This window comes from Tautonia rosea (assembly GCF_012958305.1).
Classification (GTDB): Bacteria; Planctomycetota; Planctomycetia; order Isosphaerales; family Isosphaeraceae; genus Tautonia; species Tautonia rosea.
Genome location: NZ_JABBYO010000010.1, coordinates 195,819 through 218,512 on the forward strand (window position 1 = coordinate 195,819; position 22,694 = coordinate 218,512).

At 64.8% G+C, this 22,694-nt stretch carries 16 protein-coding genes; 7 read left to right on the top strand and 9 right to left on the bottom strand.

From position 1 onward, the window contains the following. Window positions 1-245 precede the first annotated feature (245 nt). Window positions 246-2,363 carry a glycogen debranching protein gene (locus tag HG800_RS18590; protein WP_169978204.1) on the top strand — a complete coding sequence of 706 codons (2,118 nt, stop codon included), beginning with the start codon at window positions 246-248 and terminating at the stop codon, window positions 2,361-2,363. Here HG800_RS18590 and HG800_RS18595 read toward each other — a convergent pair. Beyond that, the gene (locus HG800_RS18595; RefSeq protein WP_169978205.1) at window positions 2,341-2,526 is read right to left on the bottom strand and encodes a hypothetical protein; all 186 of its coding nucleotides are present in this window, start codon (window positions 2,524-2,526) and stop codon (window positions 2,341-2,343) included. The genes HG800_RS18590 and HG800_RS18595 overlap by 23 nt on opposite strands. Before the next feature lie 273 nt (window positions 2,527-2,799). Here HG800_RS18595 and HG800_RS18600 point away from each other — a divergent pair, with 273 nt between their 5' ends. Continuing rightward, window positions 2,800-3,915, top strand: a complete 1,116-nt coding sequence (locus tag HG800_RS18600; RefSeq protein WP_169978206.1) for a DUF1559 domain-containing protein — start codon at window positions 2,800-2,802, stop codon at window positions 3,913-3,915. A gap of 147 nt (window positions 3,916-4,062) precedes the next feature. On the opposite strand, the gene HG800_RS18605 is transcribed toward HG800_RS18600, so the two are convergent. Beyond that, entirely contained in the window at window positions 4,063-4,266 is a 204-nt protein-coding gene (locus HG800_RS18605; protein WP_169978207.1) for a hypothetical protein, read from the bottom strand. A 199-nt stretch (window positions 4,267-4,465) separates the two neighbouring features. Here HG800_RS18605 and HG800_RS18610 point away from each other — a divergent pair, with 199 nt between their 5' ends. The 4 genes from HG800_RS18610 (at window position 4,466) to HG800_RS18625 (ending at window position 10,767) form a co-directional block, all read left to right on the top strand. Then, window positions 4,466-7,345, top strand: a complete 2,880-nt coding sequence (locus HG800_RS18610) for a CRTAC1 family protein (RefSeq protein ID WP_169978208.1) — start codon at window positions 4,466-4,468, stop codon at window positions 7,343-7,345. 361 nt (window positions 7,346-7,706) lie between these two features. Further along, entirely contained in the window at window positions 7,707-9,092 is a 1,386-nt protein-coding gene (locus tag HG800_RS18615) for a DUF1501 domain-containing protein (RefSeq protein WP_315852059.1), read from the top strand. A gap of 162 nt (window positions 9,093-9,254) precedes the next feature. Next, a complete protein-coding gene (locus HG800_RS18620; RefSeq protein WP_235963782.1) occupies window positions 9,255-9,434 on the top strand; it encodes a DUF1328 domain-containing protein in 180 nt (59 codons plus the stop codon). A gap of 115 nt (window positions 9,435-9,549) precedes the next feature. Then, window positions 9,550-10,767, top strand: coding sequence for a DUF362 domain-containing protein (locus HG800_RS18625; RefSeq protein WP_169978209.1), 1,218 nt, complete (start codon window positions 9,550-9,552; stop codon window positions 10,765-10,767). 376 nt (window positions 10,768-11,143) lie between these two features. On the opposite strand, the gene HG800_RS18630 is transcribed toward HG800_RS18625, so the two are convergent. From HG800_RS18630 to HG800_RS18650, 5 genes are all read right to left on the bottom strand, one after another. After that, the gene (locus HG800_RS18630) at window positions 11,144-11,527 is read right to left on the bottom strand and encodes a DUF4345 family protein (protein WP_169978211.1); all 384 of its coding nucleotides are present in this window, start codon (window positions 11,525-11,527) and stop codon (window positions 11,144-11,146) included. Window positions 11,528-11,693: 166 nt separating this feature from the next. Next, complete coding sequence (locus tag HG800_RS18635; RefSeq protein WP_169978213.1) at window positions 11,694-12,635, bottom strand: ABC transporter ATP-binding protein; 942 nt, start codon at window positions 12,633-12,635, stop codon at window positions 11,694-11,696. Window positions 12,636-12,756: 121 nt separating this feature from the next. Next, window positions 12,757-15,039, bottom strand: a complete 2,283-nt coding sequence (locus HG800_RS18640) for a hypothetical protein (protein ID WP_169978215.1) — start codon at window positions 15,037-15,039, stop codon at window positions 12,757-12,759. Window positions 15,040-15,322: 283 nt separating this feature from the next. Further along, window positions 15,323-15,646, bottom strand: a complete 324-nt coding sequence (locus HG800_RS18645; RefSeq protein ID WP_169978217.1) for a MazG nucleotide pyrophosphohydrolase domain-containing protein — start codon at window positions 15,644-15,646, stop codon at window positions 15,323-15,325. A gap of 91 nt (window positions 15,647-15,737) precedes the next feature. Beyond that, entirely contained in the window at window positions 15,738-16,679 is a 942-nt protein-coding gene (locus HG800_RS18650; protein ID WP_169978219.1) for a hypothetical protein, read from the bottom strand. Window positions 16,680-17,192: 513 nt separating this feature from the next. Between HG800_RS18650 and HG800_RS18655 the strand changes: the two genes are divergently transcribed. Beyond that, window positions 17,193-18,875 carry an OprO/OprP family phosphate-selective porin gene (locus tag HG800_RS18655; protein WP_169978221.1) on the top strand — a complete coding sequence of 561 codons (1,683 nt, stop codon included), beginning with the start codon at window positions 17,193-17,195 and terminating at the stop codon, window positions 18,873-18,875. A gap of 74 nt (window positions 18,876-18,949) precedes the next feature. Here the strand turns inward: HG800_RS18655 and HG800_RS18660 are convergent, their stop codons facing one another. After that, window positions 18,950-19,438 carry a hypothetical protein gene (locus tag HG800_RS18660; protein WP_169978223.1) on the bottom strand — a complete coding sequence of 163 codons (489 nt, stop codon included), beginning with the start codon at window positions 19,436-19,438 and terminating at the stop codon, window positions 18,950-18,952. A 314-nt stretch (window positions 19,439-19,752) separates the two neighbouring features. Further along, on the bottom strand, window positions 19,753-22,599 hold the full coding sequence (locus HG800_RS18665) for a tetratricopeptide repeat protein (RefSeq protein ID WP_169978225.1): 2,847 nt from the start codon (window positions 22,597-22,599) through the stop codon (window positions 19,753-19,755). Window positions 22,600-22,694: the final 95 nt, after the last annotated feature.

The window sequence follows — 22,694 nt, forward strand, 5'->3', positions numbered from 1 at the left end:
TTGAAGGTCCCCCTTCTTTCTTCTTCCGTGTGATCATCGGAGCTCCCGCTGTTCGGAGACACAACTGTCTCAACTGGGCCACATTGGCGGAAGAATCGATGCTCAATTTGGGTGATCGGGCTCGGATCGGGTGCCCTCGTTGACCGATTAAAAAGGAGGACGTATTGTTCTGCGTCGGTCTGAGAAGGGCTTTCGCGATCGCGCTGCGCCCGGACCGAGGGCTCGAAGGAGGGGCTGCCCGCACCATGGCCACATTGATCGACGACTCCCCGATCCGCAACGGAACGCTCGGCACTTACCACTTCCGAGCACGCGAGCTAAACGTGACCCGAGGGGAGCCCCTGCCCCTGGGAGCCAATCGCGCACAGGGGGGCGTGAACTTTGTCTTGATTTGTCGGCATGCATTTTCGGTCAACCTGGTCCTCTGCGAGCCCTGCAACGGAAGCATCCTGACAGAAATCCCCCTCGACCCGAGGCTGAATCGGACGGGAGATCACTGGCACGTCCGGGTCGAGGGGCTCGACAGCGACTTTTGTTACGGCTATCGCGTCGACGGCCCCAAGGGCGGCCCGCACCGATACGACCCGACGAAAATCCTGATCGACCCGGCCTGCCGGGCCCTCTCGTGCGGCACCCCCTGGGGCCAGACCGGCACGATGCCGAGGCTCAGCCTGACGATGCCGTCGGACTACGACCGCATCAACGACCTGCACCCGCGGATCCCGCTCGAAGACTCGATTCTCTACGAATTGCACGTCCGAGGATTCACCGCGAACCCGAATTCGGGGGTCCGCCACCCCGGCACCTTCGCCGGCCTGGCGGAGAAGATCGACTATTTGAAAGACCTGGGGATCACCGGCGTCGAACTCCTGCCGATCGACGAATTCGACGAGAACGATTGCCCCTTCGTCAATCCGTACACCGGGGAGCGGAACCGGAATTTCTGGGGCTACAACACCATTGCCTACGCTGCTCCCAAGGCGGCCTATGCCAGCAACCCCGAGCGTACCGCCCCCTGGGAAGAATTCCGCCGGATGGTCCGCGCCTTCCACGACTCCGGCCTTGAAGTGGTGCTCGACGTCGTCTTCAACCACACGGCCGAAGGGGGCGAGGGAGGCCCGACCTACAGCTTCCGCGGCCTCGACAACGAGCTGTATTATCTGGTTGACGAACACGGGCACTATCATAACTTCACCGGTTGCGGCAACACGGTGAACAGCAATCACCCGGTGGTGCGCAACCTGATTCTCGCCTGCCTGCGGAACCTGGTAGCCGAGTCACACGTCGATGGCTTCCGGTTCGACCTGGCGTCGGTCCTCGGGCGCGACAAGAAGGGGAATGTCCTCATCGAGCCACCGGTGGTGGAGATGATCAGCGAGGACCCCTTGCTCCGCGATACGAAGCTCATCGCCGAGCCCTGGGACGCGGCGGGGCTGTATCAGGTCGGCAGCTTTCCGGGCGGGGTCCGATGGTCCGAGTGGAACGGCCATTACCGCGACGACGTGCGGCGGTTCTGGAAAGGGGACTGCGGCCAGGTGAATCTGCTCGCGACCCGACTCTGCGGCAGCCAGGACCTGTATGCCGATCGCGGTCCCTTGCACTCGATCAACCTGATCACCTGCCACGACGGGTTCACCTTGCACGACCTCGTCTCGTACAACCAGAAGCACAACCTGGCCAACGGCGAGGACAACCGCGACGGCCACAACGACAACGCCTCGTGGAACTGCGGCGTCGAGGGGCCGACCGAGGACCCGGCCGTCCTGTCGCTGCGGGCTCGTCAGGCACGCAACATGATCGCCACCCTGATGGTCAGCCAGGGGGTGCCGATGCTCCTGGGAGGCGACGAGTTCCTCCGCACTCAGGGCGGAAACAACAACGCCTGGTGTCAGGACAACGAGACAAACTGGGTCGATTGGTCCTTGCTTGACGAACATGCTGATTTTCACCGATTCGTCAAGCAATTGATCGCCCTGCGAAAGCGACATCCGGCGTTGCGGCGTCGGACCTTCCTGAAGCGCGTGGCCGGCTTCCCGCCCGATGTCGTCTGGCACGGGGTCCGGCCTGGCGAGCCCGATTTCGGCTACGACAGCCACACGCTCGCCCTGGCCCTCGACGGCCGCCGCTGCGATCGGCCCGGCGTGATCGACCGCGACATTTACATCGCGTTCAACGCCTACTGGCAGCCGCTCTCGTTCACAATCCCCGCGTCTCCCTCGGGCCGACCCTGGCGGCGGGCCGTCGACACCGCCCTGCCCTCTCCCGATGACGCCCTGGGACTCGATGAAGGACCCGTTGTGCCCATCATGAAGCCCTACCGGGTCACGGGCCGGTCAATGATCATCCTCGTCTCGGAGGGCTGATCGGCTCCACGCCTCGGCCTCGGGCGGCGATGAACGGCCCGAAACGCCTAAAGCGACGTTCCCGTTCGCGGAGCAGCAGAACGCCAGCGTCGGCGGTGATCCGCCCGCCTCGGACTTCGCCGCGAACCGCCTTGGGGCCGAGGCTGGTGAAGAGCAGCGTCATCTGGAGAGAAAGACGTATGCGCGAATCTTGATCCAGCAAGACGTTACTTTATCGCTCACTTTTCGTGAAGGAATGTGCATGAGTGGGCTGTGTGAGACGTGTCTGAACTCATGAGTGCTGTTGAAATTCAGTCAACGGTGGTTTTTCTTGTTGCGATCATCGGAAATTCATGGTGAAGTGACGTTGGGCCATTGACTCGAATGCCCCAACAATTCTGCGGGTTATCTCCAAGTAATTGGGTCAGTCCTTCAACAGGACACGAGGAGAACCTTTATGAGTCGTATGTTTCGCTCAAAGCGATCGGCATTCACGCTGATCGAGCTCTTGGTGGTCATCGCGATCATCGGCGTGCTCATCGCGCTACTGTTGCCGGCAGTCCAATCGGCCCGAGAGGCCGCTCGTCGCGCGCAGTGTAGCAATAACCTGAAGCAAATCGGGCTCGCCCTGCATAACTATCACTCGGCGGTTGGGTCTTTCCCCTGGACACAGGGCATCCTCTCGGCGTTCCCGCCGCAGGCCTTCAATGGCCGGGCTCCCTGGGAGGGCGGTAACGGCCACGAATGGGGCAACTTCAGCGCCCTGGCGCTCATGCTGCCCTACATGGAGCAGCAGGCCGCCCACAATGCGCTGAATTTCGACTTCGGCTTCAACTGGACCGTCGGGCCGCATCCCATCTCGGCCGAGCCGACCCAGTTCACCGGGGCGACCACCTACATCTCCACGTTCATCTGCCCGAGCGACTCGGATGGACTGGGCCGCAACAACTACATGGCCTCCAACGGGACGAACTTCGACTGGTGGTCGCGCCCGGCCGCCGCGGGGGCCCTCCAGCGTCCCCTGGTCGCGTCGTGGTCGCCCGTCCGGGGCCACTTCCGCGGGGATATCGGCAGCATCGGCGACGGGACGTCGAACACGATCGCCTTCGCCGAGCGGCTCCGGGGCGACGGCGACGGCGTGAAGCAGTCGCCCAGCGACATCTACAACGCCGTGCCCATTAACGGGCTCTTCCTCAACGACCCGGGCTACGTCATGCAGGCCCAACCGTTCTCGGCCCTGCAGGAAGCGATCCGGCAGTGCGATGACTTCGCCCGGGCGAATCCCCGCAGTTCCTGGGACTGGTCAGGTCTGCACTGGGCTGCGGGCACCTATAACCAGACGGTCTTCAACTTCGTCGTCACCCCGAACCACCCGGGTGCCGACTGCTCCCCCTGGGGCGGTGTGGCCACCGGCTTCGGCTTCTTCACCCCGCGCAGCAAGCACCCCGGCGGTGTGAATGTCATGCTGGCCGATGGGTCGGTCCGCTTCGTCAAGGACACGATCGCCTTGCAGACCTGGTACTCGCTGGGCACGAAGTCCGGCGGTGAGGTGCTCTCGGCCGATTCCTTCTGATCGGGACGCATCGCCCGCCAAGTAGATCGACCGTTGAGGTGACGAGGAATTCCTCGTCACCTCAACGGTCGGCCGTATTCTCCCCCCATTGCGATCGGAGCCATTCCGGGTACGTCCCGACCCCGATCGCAACGGGCCTCGTCCTTATTACTGGCCCGGCGGCAAGAGCGTTGTCTCACCACCGCCGTAGAATTGCTTCTCCATCTCTTCCATTTCCTTGTTCGACTGTTCGAGTTCTTCCGGCGTGGCTGGTCTTGCCTCGGGGATGTTCGTGCTCCTACCCCCGCATCCCGCAGTGAGGCCGAACATCAAGGCGATGCCCATCGAACCGACAACGATTGATCGTCTCATCTGTGATGCCCTCGCTCTTGATCATAAATGCTAAAGTATTGTTCTGTGAAGAAATTGAATGCGAATTACGATTCGCTCTTCACATCCGGCACACTACCCGTACGGGGTTGCCCCGTCAATCAATCAGTCGGTCGCGCTTGTCCCCGCCCCCTGCCCTGATCCCACCTCCGCGGCCCGAGGCTGAGTGATGGTGAGCGCGTTGCGACGACGTCGAACCTTGCGGGTCGCGATGGTGCTGGTCGCGGTCGGCGTTGCCGCTTTCAGCTATGATGCCTGGCGATCCCGACGCACGCTTGACGAGGCCCGGCAGGCCATCGAGCGGGGAGATCTGCGTGCTGCGGGGCCGATCCTCGAGCAATTCGCTCGCTCCCGGCCCTGGCTCCGGGGAGCCGAGTCCGATTACCTGCTTGGCCTGACCCGCTGGGCCTCGGGGCGGCAGGCCGAGGCGCTCGACGCCTTCGATCGCATCCCGGCGAGCAGCGAGTACGCCGGCCGCGCCGCCTTCTTCCGTGTCGAGGCCGCGCTGGGACGCGGTGGGTTCGCCGAGGCGGAGCAGATCCTTCGGGGCTTGATCCAAGGCGGCGGCCCCGGGCTGAACCCAGCCCGACAGTGGCTGGCGCAGGTGCTCCGTATCCAGGCCCGATTCGACGAGGCCCGGCCCCTGATCCGCGACTGCTTCGCCGAGGCTGACAACCCGGTCGGCCTGCTGCACGAGCTTTGGCTTCTTGATCGCGGCACGGTCGGCCTCGAGATCCAGTCGGCCGCCCTCAGGCAGGCCGCGGCACTGGCCCCCGACGACGACCGGGTCCGGCTGGGCCTGGCCCGGGTGGCAATCCTCGACGGCGACCTCGACGAAGCCCGTCGCCTCCTGGATCCCCTGATCGACGCCCGGCCCGACCGTGCCGTCTGGCTCGCCGAACTCGACCGTGCCGCTGCCGCCGAGCAACCCGTCGAGGTGCTCAAGGCGCTACGGGCCATTGGCCCCGAGGGATTCGACCCGGCCGATCGGCTCGACTGGCGCGTGTGGCTGCTCCGCCGCCTGGGGGACGCCGACCGGGAACGGCGTGCCCTGGAGCGACGGCTGGAGGTCGAGCCGAACGATCCCCGGACGCTCCAGCGGCTGGCCGAGCTGCTCCGCCGGACCGGTCAAGACGACCGCGCTGCCGGGCTCCTGCTGCGCAAGGCCGAGGTCGACGATGCGATCAGCCGCTACAAGCTCCGCATGGGCTCTGACTCGCCCGCCTCGACCCGGGACGAGCGGCTCGAAATGGCCCGCCTGGCCGAGGCCGCCGGCCGGCCCTGGGACGCGGATCGATGGCGGGAGCTGGCCCTTGGGGCGGAAGCCGAGTCGAACAAGGAGCCGCCGTCGCTGCTCGCGCAGCGGCGCATTTCGGATGCAAACGTCCTCGACGATCCGTGGAGTGACATCGACGCCTCGGCACTCGTCGCCGCTCGGGATGCGAGCGGATCCGGCCGCGCCCGCCTCCGGTTCGTCGAGGCCGCCGAGTCGGCCGGGCTCGACTTCACCTTCGTCAATGATGGGACGCCGCGCCGGCGGCTGCCGGAGGTGATGAGTGGCGGCCTCGGCCTGCTCGACTACGACCGGGACGGCTGGCTTGACCTCTACGTCGCCCAGGGCGGGCCATTCCCGCCTCCCGAGGACGCCCGGTCCGGGGACCGGCTCTACCGCAACCGAGGGAACGGCACCTTCGAGGACGTCACCAAGGCCGCCGGCCTGGCCGACCTGCCTGGCGGCTACGGCCAGGGGGTCGCCGTCGGCGACATCGACAACGACGGATTCCCCGACGTGTTCCTCTCTCGATGGCGGTCGTACGCTCTGTACCGCAACCGAGGCGACGGCACGTTCGAGGATCTGACCGAGGCCGCCGGATTGGGCGGCGATCGCGGCTGGCCATCCTCGGCCGCCTTCGCCGATCTGGACGGCGACGGCGACCTCGATCTCTACGTCTGTCATTATCTTCAGTGGGATCCGGCCCGCTTCGAGCCGTGTCGGGATGGGATCTCCGGGGCCTTCATCGCCTGCCCGCCAACCCGGTTCCCCGCCGAGCCGGACCGCGTGTTCCGCAACGACGGCGGCCGGTTCGTCGACGTGACGGCCGAGGCCGGCATCGCCGACAGCGACGGCCGAGGCCTGGGCGTCATCGCCACCGACCTGGACGGCGACGGCCTGCTCGACCTTTACGTCGCCAACGATCAGACCGGCAACGACCTCTGGCGGAACCTCGGCGGGATGCGGTTCGAAGACTTCGGCGCCCTGTCCGGGGCCTCGGCCGATGCAGGGGGCGGTTATCAGGCGGGCATGGGGGTTGGCTGCGGCGATCTCGACGGCGACGGCCGTCCCGACCTGGTCGTGACGAATTACTACGGCGAGGGCACGACCTTCTACCGAAACCTCGGCGCTGGCACCTTCGTCGACGATTCGACGGACTCCGGCCTGTATGCGGCCAGCCGCTACCTGCTTGGCTTCGGCATCGGACTGTTCGACGCCGACAACGACGGCGATCTCGATCTCCTCTCGGCCAACGGCCACCTGCACGACTTGCCGGACAACCCGTACCGAATGCCGTCCCAGCTCCTGGAGAACGACGGCGGGGCGTTCCGAGACGTCACCTCGTCCACCGGAGACGCCCTCACCCAACCTCGCCTCGGACGGGCCTTCGCCCAGGGCGACCTTGACAATGATGGGCTCGTCGACGCGATCCTGCTCGACCACGACGGCCCGCTGGCGTTGCTCCGCAACCGCACCGAGGATCCCGGACACTGGCTGACGCTCCAACTGGAGGGCTCGGCGTCGAACCGAGACGCCGTCGGTGCCCGTGTGACCGTCCTCGCCGGCGATCAGACACAGTTCGGCTGGCGAATCGGAGGCGGCAGCTATCAATCGGCCCCGAGCCCCCGGCTCCATTTCGGGCTGGGCGAGGCCGAGGCAGCGACGGTCGAAGTCGCCTGGCCCTCCGGCCTCGTCGAGCGTCACGAGGCGTTGCCGAGCGACGCCATCTATCACCTCCGCGAAGGGGACGGCCGGGCCGATCGCCTCGGCCCAAGCCCCGGGCGCTGAGCCCCCGCGATCGGACGCTCGGGGCCTCCACTGCGAGACAACCGATTCCAGGGGATGATCTGCTGATGTTGTCGAAAGACATCAGATCAGTTTCTCCGCGTCGATTTCCGATGTGCTCCCGTGGTTCCGTCGCTTTAGGCGGGCCAGCGATTTCAGAAGGCGTTTGGATCTGCCTCTGCACCAAGCTGCAAGCCCGAAACGGGTAAGGTCACGACCCCAGACCAGGGCACGTGCGGCCGATCACCGGGGGGATTGCATGGACATGCCTCCTGGCTCGTGTTAGGGTAAGTTTCTGCCAAAGTTGAGCGAGAGTTAAACATCGTCTCGAGGTCCCACCAGCTCAACCGAGGGGGGTGCGACTGTGTCGATTCCAAGAAACCCTGGCGGGCGATTCCCTGCGCCGTGTGCCGGTCCGAACCGCCGAGAAGCCTTGAAGGCCGGGGCGCTCACGCTCGGCGGCCTGTCGCTTCCCGGCCTGTTCCAGGCCCAATCGGCGGCGGCCTCGCCGGTGCGGACGACCTCGGGGCGCGCGAAGGCGTGCATCCTGGTCTTCGCCTGGGGAGGTCCGAGCCAGCTCGAAACCCTCGACCTGAAACCCGACGCCCCCGACGAGATCCGAGGCGACTTCCGGCCCATCGCCACCTCGGTGCCGGGCATCCAGATCAGCGAGCACTTCCCGATGCTCGCCGAGCGGATGGACAAGATGGCGATCATCCGCTCGATGTCGCACGATGACCCCGCGCACCTGTCGAGCGTGCATCATCAGCAGACCGGACACCTCGCCCCCCGGCCGAAGTCGGATGCCGACGGCCCCTCTCCGCTCGACTGGCCGCACCTGGGGTCATTGGTCGCCCGGGTGCAGCCGAGATCGGGCGCGTTGCCGTCGTCGGTCATTATGCCCTGGACGGTCGCGCATCCGGCGGCTCCTGGCGGCAAGGCTCCCGGCCAGCACGGCGGCTGGCTCGGCAAGTCCTTCGATCCGTTCCTCCTGCCCGGGAACCCGAACGCTGAGGGGTTCCGCGTCGAAGGGCTCAATCTCCCCGAAGGTCTCGGTCCAGATCGTGTGCGGTCGCGGCGGGACTTGCTGTCGAGCGTCGATCGAGGGGCCGTCGAGCCGCCGTCGTGGACCAAGACGCAGGCCCGGGCGTTCGATGCCCTCCTCTCGGCCGAGGCCCGAGGCGCCTTTCAGATCGACCGCGAAGACCCGATCACCCGAGACCGCTACGGCCGGCACATTCACGGTCAATGCATGCTGATGGCCCGTCGCCTGGTTGAAGCCGGCGTTCCCCTGGTCACCGTCAACTGGCACGACGACCGAAAAAACTTCTGGGATACGCACCTCGACAACTTCAACCACCTCAAGAACCGCCTGATGCCGCCGACCGACCGCGGCCTGTCGGCTCTGCTCGACGACCTGGCGGCGCGAGGGATGCTCGACGAAACCCTGGTGGTTTGGGTCGGCGAGTTCGGCCGCAACCCCCGAATCACCCGCAACAACGCCGGGCGGGAACACTGGCCCCGCTGCTACTCCGCCCTGCTGGCCGGCGGCGGCGTGCAAGGGGGCATGGTGTACGGCTCGTCCGATCGCTGGGCCGCCTACCCTGCCTCCGACCCCGTCAGCCCCGCCGACCTCGCCGCGACGATCCTCTTCGCCCTCGGCATCGACCCAGGCACCGAGGTGATCGACCCCATTGGCCGCCCCCTGCCCATCAATCGCGGAACCCCCGTCACCGATCTCCTGGCATGAGGTGACCTGAACAAGACGATCGCTCCCGGAAATCAGGACCCTGGCACGCAAATTGCCGTGGTTGGCTCCCGACACGGTGATGTCATTCGCTCGTGATGGCGTCAACGATCCGTCTTGAATCACAGGTTCAACCATCAATCGGATGAATGAGGGAAGCCAACCATGACTCTGCTGAAATGGGCATTGATTGCACTGATCGTCGCGGTGATTGCCGGAATTTTTGGATTCAGTGGTGTGGCCGAAGGGGCCGCGACGGTCGCGAAAGTTTTGGTAGGGATCTTCCTGGTCCTTGCCTTGATTCTTGGAGTCCTGGGCGCCACGGTGTACAAGAAGGTGACCTGAGCGAGCACCGGCTCGCCATTTGATCGAATCGAAACAACGCGGACCTCGATCCCGGCGCGAGATGATCGATCGAGCCGTAATGGAGGTCCGATCCCCACCTGGAGGATTCCCGACCATGCGACCGCGACGATCTCGACCATGCTCCAGAAAATCATCGGTGGCGTCGGGTGTGGATCGTCGGGCCTTCCTGGCGGCTTCGGCGGCCGGGGCCACCCTGATCGGCGGCAGTGCCGTCCCGATCGTTCCGGGAGCGCTGGCCTCTGGCCTCGGACCCAGGGTCCTGGCCGAAGGACAGGGTTTCCCCGGAGCCTATCCTGGTCGGGTGGTCGAGGTGAAAGACCCGGCCGCGGTCATCGACGGTGAGCCGGTGCTCGACGCCGTTCGCCTGATGATGGCCAGGGGCATGACCGGCCTGACCGGGATCGAGGACCCGGTCGAGGCCTGGCGGTCGATGTTCGAGCCGGGTGACGTGGTCGGCATCAAGGTCAACCCGGTCGGCCAGCCGCACGCGATCAGCAACCACGCGACCGTCCACGCGATTGTCGAGGGGCTCGAATCGGCCGGTATCCCCCGGCGCGACATCGTCGTCTTCGACCGCTACAAGGATCAGTTCATCCAGGCCGGCTACCTGGAGAATCTCCCCGACGGCTGCCAGTGGGACTGGGCGGTCGACTCCTACGACGAGGCCCAGCTCGACATCGCTCGGTACGACCCGGACGTCTTCGCCACGCTCGACATCGTGCACGCCCAACCCGGCATTCACGACCCGAAGGACGATCGCACGCGACGCTCTCACGTGGCCAAGGTCGTGTCGCAAAGAATCAACAAGCTGATTTGCATCCCGGTTTTGAAAGATCATGGGTCGGGCGGCGTGACTTTGTCGCTGAAGAATATGAGTCACGGATTGGTCAACAACGTCTCCCGCAGCCACGGCACGCACGACACGAATACCTGCAACCTGTTCATCCCGGCCATCTGTTCCTTGCCGGTGATTCAGGAGAAGAGCGTTTTGCAGATCCTCGACGGCCTGAACGCGGTCTATCACCGAGGTCCAGGCGCCGTCAAGCGTTACGTCTGGTCGTACGGTGCCCTCTTCTTCGCGACCGACCCGGTGGCGATGGACCGGGTCTGCTGGGAGATCGTCGACGCCAAGCGCGTGGCCGAAGGCATGCCCCCGGTCGCCGAGGTGGGCCGATCGGGCAAGGACCCGACCGGCACCGAGGCATTCGACTATCGCCAGCCCCAGCACATTGCCGGAGCCGGCGCCCTCGGCCTGGGAGTTTTTGCACGGGACGCCATTGACCACCGCGCCTACAATATGAACGCATCATAAAAAGAAATCACCATCTGGTTGATTCTCCATTGGACGAAGTGTTCGTGCGAAGCTTGAGGTTGTTCCTGGCCGCTCTGGTTCGACTAACCGGGCCATGCGAACTTCCTGCTCGCCGACGGTTTGATCCGCTTCGTCAAGGACACGACCAACCAGATCGTCATCTGGAGCATCGGCACCCGAGATGGCGGCGAGGTCGTCTCGTCCGACCAACTCTGATCGGTCCGTTTTGACTCGACCGGCAGACCTTTCGAAACGCGTGCGTGACCAAGGGTCTGCCAGAATCTGATCGCTTGAGCATCCCTTTGAATCGAGGTCGGTCCTGCCATCAAGAGCGCGGGACCGGCCTCGGTGCGTTTGGCCGCGCGGGTTCGTTGCGTCAGGGCTTCCGATCAAGGAGCCAAAGCGCGACGATCCCGATCAGGCATCCGGTCAGCTCGGCCGCGAGCAAGCCAACGAACAGGCTGTCCGAAACACCATCGACGACGATGCCGATGATCCGGCCCAACGCCACGCCGCCAAGGGCCGCGGCCTGGGCGAACAGGCCCGCCGCGAACCAACTCGGTCGCGAGGCAGCCACGGTGAAGAAGAGGGCCAGACCGAGTTCCAGTCCCCCGTAGAAGGCCCTGATCTCCGCGCGGGCGACTGGGTGGGTCAGCTCAACTCCAAGCCCCGTGATCCCTTCGGGCTGGATGAGCAGCCACAGGCCGAACCCGCCGAACGCGATCGCCGTGAGCCACAGGGAGATCCGGGCGAGACGCATCGGAAAAGTCCCTCAGTCGATCGGGTCCGAGATTCGAGCGGCGCTTGTCCGGCGGCTCTCTCAGCAACGGGGTTTGCTGTCGCAATCGCGAACCGGCACCTCGAAGACTTGAAGCCAGTCCCCAATTCCTGGCGCGCTGGGCTGAAGAAAAGCAAGCAAGGTGTGCTTAGCTCGTGATGCCCTTGGTCAGGTGCATGAAGGCGGTTTCGAGGTTGATCTCGTCTTCGCGGAAGAGGGTCAACTCGAAGCCGTTCTCGATCAGACGCTGCGCCAGGAAGCCGTACGTGACAACCTCCGGCTTCATCTTCACAACGAGGAACGTGTGGTCGTTCAGGTCGGTCTTCTGGTCGATCGACTCGATCTCGGGCTGCTTTTCGAGGAAGTCGGCGGCGTCGATCATGCGGTCGGCGACGGTGATGTTCAGCACGATGTCGGTGCGGACCTGCTTCATCACGTCGGAAACGGCGCCGTTGACGAGCAACTGCCCTTGCTCGATGATGCCGATCTTGTTGCAGATGTCGGCCAGCTCGGGAAGGATGTGGCTGGAGACGAGAATCGTCTTGCCCATCGCCCGAAGCTCCTTGAGTAAGGCCCGAATCTCGATCCGGGCGCGGGGGTCGAGCCCCGAGGCCGGCTCGTCGAGCAAGAGCACTTGCGGGTCGTGCAAAAGGACGCGGGCCAGGCCGAGGCGCTGAGTCATCCCTCGGGAGAGGCTGGTCACGAGCGCGTCGCGCTTGTAGGTCAGGTCGACCAGTTCGAGCACCTCCTCGCAAATCTTCTTGCGGGCCGGGCCGGAGATCCGGTAGGCGGCGGCGAAGAATTCGAGGTACTCGATCACCTTCATGTCGTCGTAGACGCCGAAAAAGTCGGGCATGTAGCCGATGGCGCGGCGAATGTCCTTCGCACCGTTGTAGATCGAGTGGCCGCAGACGTACGCCTCGCCCCAGGTCGGGTTGAGCAACGTGGCGAGAATCCGCATCGTCGTGGTCTTGCCCGCGCCGTTCGGGCCAATGAACCCATACACATCCCCCTGATTGAGGGTCAGGTTCAGGCGATTCAGGGCGTAGAGGTCGCCGTACATCTTGGTCAGGTCGCGGGTTTCGATCATCGGCGGGGCCTCTCAGACGAGGGGGGGCGTTGAGTTGAGGGCGTCTCGAAGCATCAGATCAATAGGTTGATCACACCGAGGGAAAGGGTGGCTCAGGTCGTGTCGACCCCCGTCGGCCACGCTAGTCGCCCAGCGGAGTCGGCAGCAGGACTCGGAGAACGGTCGATCGCTCTTGCGTGGCGGTGGTCGGTTGTTCGCCATCGAGCACGAGCGCCGACGACGGACCATCCAGCTCGGCCAGGAGGATCGGTCGGCCCAGGTCGAGCTGCGCCGAGAGGTCAAGCTGGCCGAGCACCAGGTTCGACTTCTGCCCCCGCTGGCGACGCCCGGTTCGAGCGAAGCTGAGCGATCGGATCAGGTCCCCTCGGGAGACCGTCACCGTGGCGTTGGGGTCGTAGGTATAGATCTGGTTGAAGTTTCGGGCGATCTGGTCGAGGTATCCGGTCAGGTTCCGGTTGCTGGCCGAGGTGATCCGGACCGTCTCGCCGGGGGCAATCGGCTGGTCGAACAGGTAGACATCCCCGGAATAGGCGATGAGCACCTGATTCATCGTCCGGCCGAGGCGGTTGGTAATCGTCCCGTCGAGCCGATTGCCGCCCAGGTCGGTCAGCTCGGCGTCGATCGCCGGGGGCATGTCGTCGTACCAGGTCCCCATTAGCGCCCGGGTCGTCCAGATGGGCACGCGAACGCCCGACAGTTCCGACGGCGGGGTACTCGACATCGGGTCGTTCGGCGACTGATAGGCGTAGCCGGTGCTGGTCAGAGCCATCCCGCCGGTGTTCCCCATGCCGCCGAAGCTGCGCTCGGCGGTGCCGAACCAGGTGGTAATCACCTCATCCACCTCGCCGGCGGGCAACGGCTCGGCGGTTTCGGGGGCGTCGGTGTCGATCGGCAAGGGAAGGACGCTGACGTCGTAGTCGCGGTTCTGGGGGCTAAAGATCGTGGCGAAGCTCGTTCCCCGGGCCAGATAGCGGTCGCCGTCGCCGAAGCCCTGGTCAACGTCGACCACATCGACCCGGTTGATCCGCAGGTCCGTTCCCTTGACCGCGTAGGCCGTGGCGTAGGCGATCAGGCTGACGATCACCACGATCGCCGGGAAGGTGATCCAGGTCAGCTCCATTCGCTTCACGATGCGCTTCAGGAAGAAGTAATCGCCCGGGCCGATCAGCAGGATGTACAGGAATACAAACCCCGCGACCCACCCGAAAGGAACCAGCCGGACCCCCTGAAACTGTTCCAGCGAACGGTGCAGATAGCTCGACAGGTCGCGGACCTCTCCCGTGTAAAACGCGCTTGAGGTGCTCGTCTCGCTCACCGTCGCCTCTCGGCCGCCGAGGTCGAGCACGCGGGACCAGAAGGCATTGCGATCGCGCCAGTCGGTGAACGGTCGTTCGTCGACGCTCAGGCCGACAACGGTCACGCGGCCCAGGCCGTAGGGCCCTCGGACGATGACCGGACCGCCCACGGATCGGTCGTCTAGCAGGATGCGAGCCCCTCGGCCCGGCACCGGCGTGAACGACGTGACCGAGACAAGATTCCCTGGCGTGGTGATCGGCGCGATCGAACCAACGAACGACTCGATCGCCCCCAGGTCTCCTGTCTCCGTCCGTTCGGCGGGCAAGGCGGGCAGCAGGTCGGCGAGCACACTGTCGGGATCCGACGCCACTTGCCAGCGGGCGAAGCTCCCGGCTAGAACCAGATGACCGCCGTTGCGGACCCACTGCAACAGCGGCTGACTCCGAAAATCCTGCAAGCCTTCCAGCGTGCCGGGATCGTTCAGGTCGAGAATCAAGGCTTCGACCGCGTCGTAACCGTACCAGCGGTCCGGAACCCCCTCGGGCACGGCCAGGCGAGAGACGATCAGCCGGGCATCCTGCAAGGGGTCGGTCGAGCGATACTCGGCCATGCTCGGCAGCAGATCAACCCCTCCCGGATTGCCGATCACGGCCAGCACGATCTGCTCGGGGTCGAGCCAGGAAACGTTGTCTTCGGTCTCGACAGCCCTGAGCCGACCCCTCTCGTCGAAGACCTCGACCCGGAACGTGGTGGCCGTGTCGCCGGGCCGAACGTACGTCAAGAACGAGGCGAGCGACCGGGCCGGAACGTCGACCCGCCGTCGGACGATCGTCGGCACACCGCCGTCATCGGGAACGATCACCCGAAGCTCTCCGGCGAACCGCTCGGGGCCGCCTTGAAGATCGACCCGTACCGGAGTCCACGCGCCGATCTTGTACGCCTGATCGGCCCGATCTTCGGCCAGACCGACCCGGATATTCTCGATCGTGACGACCGCCTCGGATTGTCGAGCGACCGCCGTCGCGGCTCCTCGTTCCAGCCCGGCAACTGCCGCGAGTGCGACCATTGCCGCCAGGACCGGGCGGCGAACTCGGAACGATGACCTCATGGTGCCTCTCCGCGGTCGCTGCATGTCACCTGGGGCGGGTTCGGGCGGATCTGGGGACACGAGAAGACACCGATTGGCCAGCACCCTTGCCTCGCTCGCAAGGAGACCGCAGCGCCTCGGTGCCCCGTCCGGAAGAACTGGGCCGATCCAACAGTGGCGTCGTCGAGGGGTGAAGGCATTCCGTACGTCGAGAGGAAGCAAGATCGGATCGAGTGTCGTCCCAACCACCAGAGGGCGAATGTCTGTGAAGGCGGTTCAAGCGGTCGCGAGGCCGATCGGGGGCTCAGGGCTTCTCGGACGGGTCGCAGCGGCAAGGTTCGCCACCGCAGCCGGGGCAGCCCTGGCCGTACTTGCGCCGCACCGCCGCGTCGAGGTCGATCCCGCGAAGGTTGGCCAGTGTCGCCAGCCAGGCGAGCACGTCGGCCATCTCCAGGGCGAGATCCTCATCGCTCCCGCTGCGAAGCGCCTCGGCCAGCTCGCCGAACTCGGCGGTCAGCCAGAGGAACGTCGCGGCGTCACCTCGCGCGGCATCCTTGACGCCGTAGAGCGAGGCGATTCGACGCTGCAACGCGCCCAGCGTCATCCCTCCGGCGGAAGATTCGCTCATCACGGCTCAATGTTAAAGCCAGGGGCCGAGAATTGCCAGCCCCGGGCCGACCTTTGCCACGGTCGGCCCGGAGCGATTCGCAAGCGCTCGATCAGGGAATCTGGTTGCCGACGACCAGGAACAGACCTGGCGGGAACGGATTCTGGACCGAGAATCGGCTCGTCCCGACGAAATCTCCCAGATCAAGGAACGGCCCGGCCAGCGTCCGGTTGATCCGGAAGATGCTGCCCACATCGACCAGCACCCCGCCGTCAATCCGAGCCCCTCGCCCTCCCAGGCCCGTGCCCGAGGCCGGCTGTTCGAGCAAGCCCAGGTCGCGGCCGATCTGAACGCTCGCCCCGTCGGTCATCGTCAGGTAGCCGCCCACGTTCAGGACGTTCAGATCCAGACCCGTCCGAATGCCGGTATCCGGCCCCGCCAGGTGGGCGCTGCGGAGAATCTCCAACTGGTTCAGCGTGCCTGCCACATCGACTGTCGCGCCCGGCTCCATCTCGGCGATCGCAATCCGATCGACCGTGGAATCGCTGCGGACGATCAGCGGGCCGCTCAGCTTGGCCGTGTTGTAGCCGAAAATGCCGTTGATCGGGCCATACACGTCAAGCAGGCCGACGTTCAACATCCCGTCGCCAAACCCCTTGAACGGGCCGAACGTATGAGCACCCCGAGGAACCCGAACCCGCGGCAGCGGAACAATATCCAGCTCACTCAGCGTGTTCGTCCCTCGCACGACCAGGCCGATCCGGCCGTCGGGCAACGAGGTCGACGTCACCGCCCCCTCGCCGGTCAGTTGCACCCGATAGCGTTCGCCGTCGGTGTCGGTCACCGTCACCGCGCTGCCGGCCGCGGTCACAAACCGCTGGACGTGGCCGCGAGTGCCGAAGCCCAGTTGCTGCGCGAGCATGGCCCGTTGCTGCAGGAAGCGGGCACCGGGGGTCAGGGTCGACATCAGTTGTCGTGATTCGAGGGCATCGCCGATGGCCGGCCGGTAAGTCCGTCGAGCCGGCCGACCCGTCCTGTCTCGCTTGCTCATCATCCCGATTCCTCCCTGAATTGGTCGGGTGCGTGCTCGAAGCCTCCGGCCCCGCCCGTCGATCGCTCGACACGCCGTCTCCGAAGAGCCACACGTCCTCCATGATCGGCACGCTCTCAACGGCCGATCGGGCCGGATCGGCCTCGGTTTGCCCTGCGGGTCGGCCTGTACAGGTCTTGCCGATCCTCGTGTCCGACCGAGCGGCCCAAGAGCCTGGATCGCCGCGATTGCCACCCGATCGAAACGGATCAAGGGCTTTTTTCGAGCGAATCGGTTGTGCCTGCCCTGGGGCGTCTCATTGGTGTCAGTGCATTCGGTCACCGCGCCTCACGTCGCCTGGATCGATTCGCAAAACCAGGCCAGGAAGACCCGTCGGAATCCCGGGTTTCGTTGGATCGATTGGATTGGATTGGATTGTCAGGCCAGATCTGCCGATTATTCGATTCGTCCGAAGCCGAAGCTCGAACCTCTCAGAGGGTTCATGGCCCGTCTCTCGCGGGAAAAGGGCACGAACGAATGACCACAAACCTTGCCATTCCAACGAGAGTGAAGCGGGTTGTTCTGAAGCTCGTTCTCGCCGGAATCCCCTTCTCGGCAGCTTGGGGCCAGGAGCCGTCTCGTCCCGAGGTCGAGCTGCCCCCAGTGGAGTCTGCCCTGCCCGCGTCGGAGCCTTCGATCGCGGAATTGCAGGCCCAGGTGGCGGAATTACAGGAGTTGATGCGTGCCAGCCTCGTGCGACAGCAAGCCCTGGAACAGCGCGTGATTGAACTCCAGGGAGGCCCGCCCGATCAGGCGGTGGTTCCGGTTCAGGCTTCGAGCGGCTCGGAGTCGCTGTCCTCGGTCATGCCCGGGGGACCGTCAACGAGCAGTCCGCCCCCATCCTTCGCCGGTCCCGGATCGGGAAGCGACGCCCAGGGCCGATCGCTCATGCCCCCCGGCTATCCGGGAGCCTCCGTGGCCGACATGCCCGCCGCCCCCTTGAGCCTCAACGGCAAGACGAAGTTCGGCCCAGGTTTCCAGATCAGCTCCGAGGATGATGAGTTCGTCATCCAGTTCCACAACCTGACCCAGGTGGACGGCCGCTTCTACCAGCAGGGAGGGCAAACCTTTTCGCGAGATACCTTCGCCGTCCCTCGCCAGTGGTTCATCTTCAACGGCCAGCTCACCCGGCCGTTCGAGTATTACGTCGCACTCAACCAGGGTTTCGACAACCTGAACCTGCTCGACGCCTTTCTCAACATCCGGTTTGACGACCGGTTCCAGATCCGCGCCGGTCGCTATAAGACTCCCTTTACCTACGAGTTCTACGGACTTCCCATCAACGGCCTGATCACCCCCGAGCGCTCCCAGTTCTTCAATAACTTCGGCCTGAACCGAGACGTTGGCGTGATGGCCTGGGGCAGCTTCCTCGACAAACGCATCGAGTACGCCGCCGGCATCTTCAACGGCAGCCGGAATGCCTTCATCGACGCCGATAATGGCAAGGACGTGGCGGCCTACGTCAATACCCGGCCCTTTGCCTTCACCGATTCCCGCATGCTCCAGAACTTCAGCGTGGGCGGATCGCTCAACGCCGGACACCAGATTGAGCCAAGAGTCCCTCGTGTCCTTCGGCTGAACGTCCCCACCACGGCCAACGCCGCGATCGGGACGCCGTTCCTGCTCTTCAACGATGGGGTCCTCGAATCCGGCGAGCGGGCCCTCTGGTCGCTGCACCTGGCCTGGTACTATCGCCAGCTCTCTCTTATTGGCGAATGGCAAAGCGGTTACGAGACGTACGCCTTTGCCGAGACCCCCCTGGAGCGGACCCGATCGCCGGTACAGAGCTACTACGTGGCCGCCGGCTACTTCCTGACCGGAGAGGAAGTGACCTCCCGAGGGGTCGTCGCGCCGCTGCGGCCCTTTGACATTCGCCAGGGCCGCCGAGGTCCCGGTGCGCTCGAACTGGCCTTCCGCTACAACTACCTCAACGTTGGTGATGAGGTCTTCACAGGCGGATTTGCCGATCCGAACCTCTGGACCGACGAGGTCACCTCGATCGACCTGGGCCTGAACTGGTACATGACCCAGTACATCAAGGTGTTTGCCGGCTGGCAGCACAGCATGTTCGGTAGTCCAGTCCTGCTCCGATCCGAGCCGTACGAGCAGCTTCAGTTAACCAGCGACCTGTTCTGGTTCCGCTTCCAGGTCTACTTCTGATCGGAACCATTAGGAGCGAAGTCCCCCTCGGCACTGTTCGAGAGGAATCTGGTCGCATGGGTTGGCGTGCAGGGTTACGGGTTCCCCGGTGGCATGCCGATGCCGGAGAACGGCTCGTCAGGCGGTGGGAATTTCCTGTGAAGGATGTTGCTCGCGACAATCCCGAACGCCTGCGGATGGTCTCGCTGCGTCCTCAGCAACTCGGCCCGGTCGTCCTGCGACAAAACACTGCCGAAGAGTGCAGTCCCAAAGCCCTGGGTCCTGAAGAAAGCCGTTTCCCGCTGGGTGAAGGTTTCGATTGCTTCGTCCGACGGTGGCCCCTGGAACAACGTCTCGTTTGTCTCGGCCCAATCGCCGATCTTGCCTGAAAAGGCGTTTCTCACACGAGAGGGGTAGCGTTCATATCCGAGGTTCCTCCGAATCCCGGTAATCAAGGACCCCAGGGTGTGACTGCCCGAGTGCCTCTCCGCCACCGCAAAATACCGGTCACGCTGCCCCAATTGCGAGGACACTGGGCGATCGCTGCCAAGCGAACTCTGCTCAGAATCAAGGCCTTGCGACATGACTCGTCTCCTGTCTTGATGGTTGCCGCGTGTGAGATTGCGGAAGCCACATCACCCAAGAGCGAGATTATCTTTGCGCAATCATGGTGAGAGAGTCAAGTGTTCTCGCGCCTTTTTATGCAGGGTCATTCGTGGTCAAGCGACCCAATGGGAAGAATGGCCAAACAATGATCGTTTCAAGAATTCAACAGGTGGATTCAAGCGTGATCGTCCTGGGTTCGCGAGCGGACGCGAACCCGGAAACGCTCCCCTCGGGCGTCGGCAGGTCACGATTCAGAAGGTCACGGCGGACCGCCTGAGCGTGAGACGAGCGGTCATCGCGGACCCGCCCCGGCGCCCAACTCGTCTCGAAGGGACTTGGCGTCCGTATGGTCGGGAGAGCGTTCGAGAACGCTCTCGAGCACCGATCGGGCCTCGTCCTCTGCTCCGTCGGCGGCGAGGGCTCGGGCTCGCTTGACCCGCAGGGCGTCGGGGTCTTGCGGCTCAAGGCCGAGCGCGACCTCGAACTCCCTCGCCGCCTCGGCATGGCGGCCGAGACCGGCGTAGGCGTCGCCCAGGACCGTGTGCGCCGTGACGTCGTTCACATCAATATAAAGGCATTCCTCTGCCCATCGAGCGGCCTGCTCGAAGTCCTCACGCGCCAGATGACGCTCGGCCAGAACCTTGCGGACGGAAAGATCATCCGGGTCGTTTTCGGCCAGCCGGGCGAGGTCGCCGAGGAAGGCGTCCACGTCTCCTTGACGCAGATGCACGCGGGCCAGGCCCGCGAGCCACTTCGAGTTCAAGGGATCGTCGCGGCGGGCCAGCTCGTACAGCCGGGCGGCTTCCTCCAGGTCGCCGTCCTTCATCGTCAGCTCGGCCAGGAGATCCACCACCCGCTCGTTCGGTCGGTCCTCGTCCACGGCGGGGCGGAGCAGCTCGAGCGCCTTCGCATCGTCGCCAATGAGCATCATCACCCGAGCCATCACATACGAGGCGAGCGGCTGATGCGGTTCCAGTTCGAGCGCCTTTTCCGCAAACGGCCGGGCACTCTTGTAGTCACGCCGGGCAAAGTACTCGTACGCGACCTTCGCGTTCAGCTCGGCGTTGTCGGGCTCCTTGCGGGTGTCGAGCAAGAGACGGGAGAAGGAAACGGATTCCTCGTCCTCGACACGCGTCCGGATCGTCTCCACCACCGCGTCGAGATGCGCCAGATACCCTTCCTCGAAGTCCTCGACCGGCACGCCAAAGGTCGATTCGACTGCCTCCTTTGTCGTCATACCCAGGCGATACGCTTCCAGCAGGTCAGCCAGCGCCCCCGCTCCGAACCGTTCGACCATGTACCGGGCATAAAGCTGGGCCTGGCAGTAGGCCAGTTGCCGCTCGTCCGGCTCTTTCGGCCGGATGAAGCCGAGGTTGATCGTCTCCAGATTCAACAGGTTCCGCTTCGGCACCCGATCAACGAGCAGCTTGTTCCAGGCCTGCGGCCTCGGGCCGCCCTCGCTCTCAACAGCCAGGGCCTCGGTGTACCAGTGCGGAATGTTGAAATTCGTTTGTTGCAAGGTGATCACGTGAGCGACCTCATGCGTCAGCACCCGAGCCCAGTTGAACGCCTGCCGCGTCGCCGCCGGGCTGGCCAGCGCCACTACCTTGCCGGTGCAGGCCCCGACCGTCGGGATGAACGGCAATGCCGTCGTGCGTCCGCTGAACTTCTCGTGATCCTTCATGATCTGGATCGAGGTCTTCCCCGGCGGCTCGAATCCAAACCGCTCCACCAGCTCGGGGTGAACTTTCTCCAGATAATCGGCCATGTAGCGCCCGAGCAGCAGATCCTGCGTCGGGTCGACCAGCACAATGTAATGGTCCGTCTCGATCGCCTCGTACGAGGCCATATGATCGAGCACTTTCATCATGTTGTCGGCACGAATGTTGAACGGGTCGGCATCGAAGGCCACGTCGAACAGGGCCCGGGCCTCGGTTTCGCGGCCGATCTGCATGTAGAGCATCCCCAGCCCCACCTTCGGACCCGCCGCGGCAGGATCGGCCGCAATGGCTTCGAGAAAAGCCCGTTCGGCCGGATGATACTTGCGGCGATCGGCCAGCCGATCACCCAGCGCCTCGTAAAAGGCCACCGGCCGGGGGGTATCACGCAGCGCCGCCGCTTCGGCCGCCGCCGCCCCAATCGGCTGCACCAGCAACTGATACGACGCCGCCAGCCGAGCCAGCGCGTCCTGATCGCGAGGATTCAGCCCCACCGCATTCTTCGACGCCTCCAGCGCGTCCGTAAACCGCTCGTCCGAGATGTTCAGATCGGCCAGCAAGACCAGCGCGGGGGCATACGATGGATTGATCTCCAGCGCGGCCTCGGCCTTCGATCGTCCGTCGCTCAACGCGTAATTGTCCAGGTCGATCCGGCCGAGCGTCACCAGCACCTCGGCCGCGCTCGGGTTGATGAGCAGGGCCCGGTTCAGCTCTCGGCGGGCATTCCCTTGCTGATAGCCGTCGAAGAACAGCTCCCCTTGCAGCCAGGCCGCTTGCCAGGCTCGGGGATCAACCTTCAAGGCCCCTTCATACAGCTCATTGATCACATCGTTGAGCGATTGCGCCAGGTCTTCGCCGCGAGCCGTGGCCCGGTAATACCGCTGGGCGGCCTGGCCGATGAGGATCAAGGCGTCCGGATCGCGCCGGGCTTCCTTGTTACGGGCATTGAAGTCTCGGATGAACCAGCGATAGGCTTCGAGGGCTTCCTTCGTCTCTCCCCTTGCGTCGTGCAAGAGGGCCGCGACCCACCGAGCGCGTCGGCAGAGAGTGTCCGCCTCCAGCGCCTGGGCGACGAGGTCGTCGGCGGCGTCCCACTGTCCCCGTTGGAACTGCAATTCGGCGAGCATGCCGAGCACCTCGGCATCCGGCTCCTCAGCGCCGGCCAGGGCGTCGAGGGTTTCGATCGCCTCGTCGATCCGTCCCATGCTCCGCAGGCAATCGGCCTTCTGACGGGCGACTCGGGAGGCCTCGCCCGGGTCGGCCGGTTCGAGGGCTTCCAACCGTTCCAGGGCCCTCGCGTAGCGGCCGGTTTGCCAGTCGCGGCGAGCCTCTTCCAGCTCATCGGCCCGGACTAACGCTCCGCCGATGAGGTGCCCGCTCCCGATTCCGATGAGGAGAAACACGAAGATCCGAAGCCGCATGGTCGCCCTCTCCGTGGGTGCTCGTCCGCAGTGGGATACGTACCGCGTCGGCCGGGGTCGACTCCGGCCGCGCACGTCGATCGACCCTTCCACCT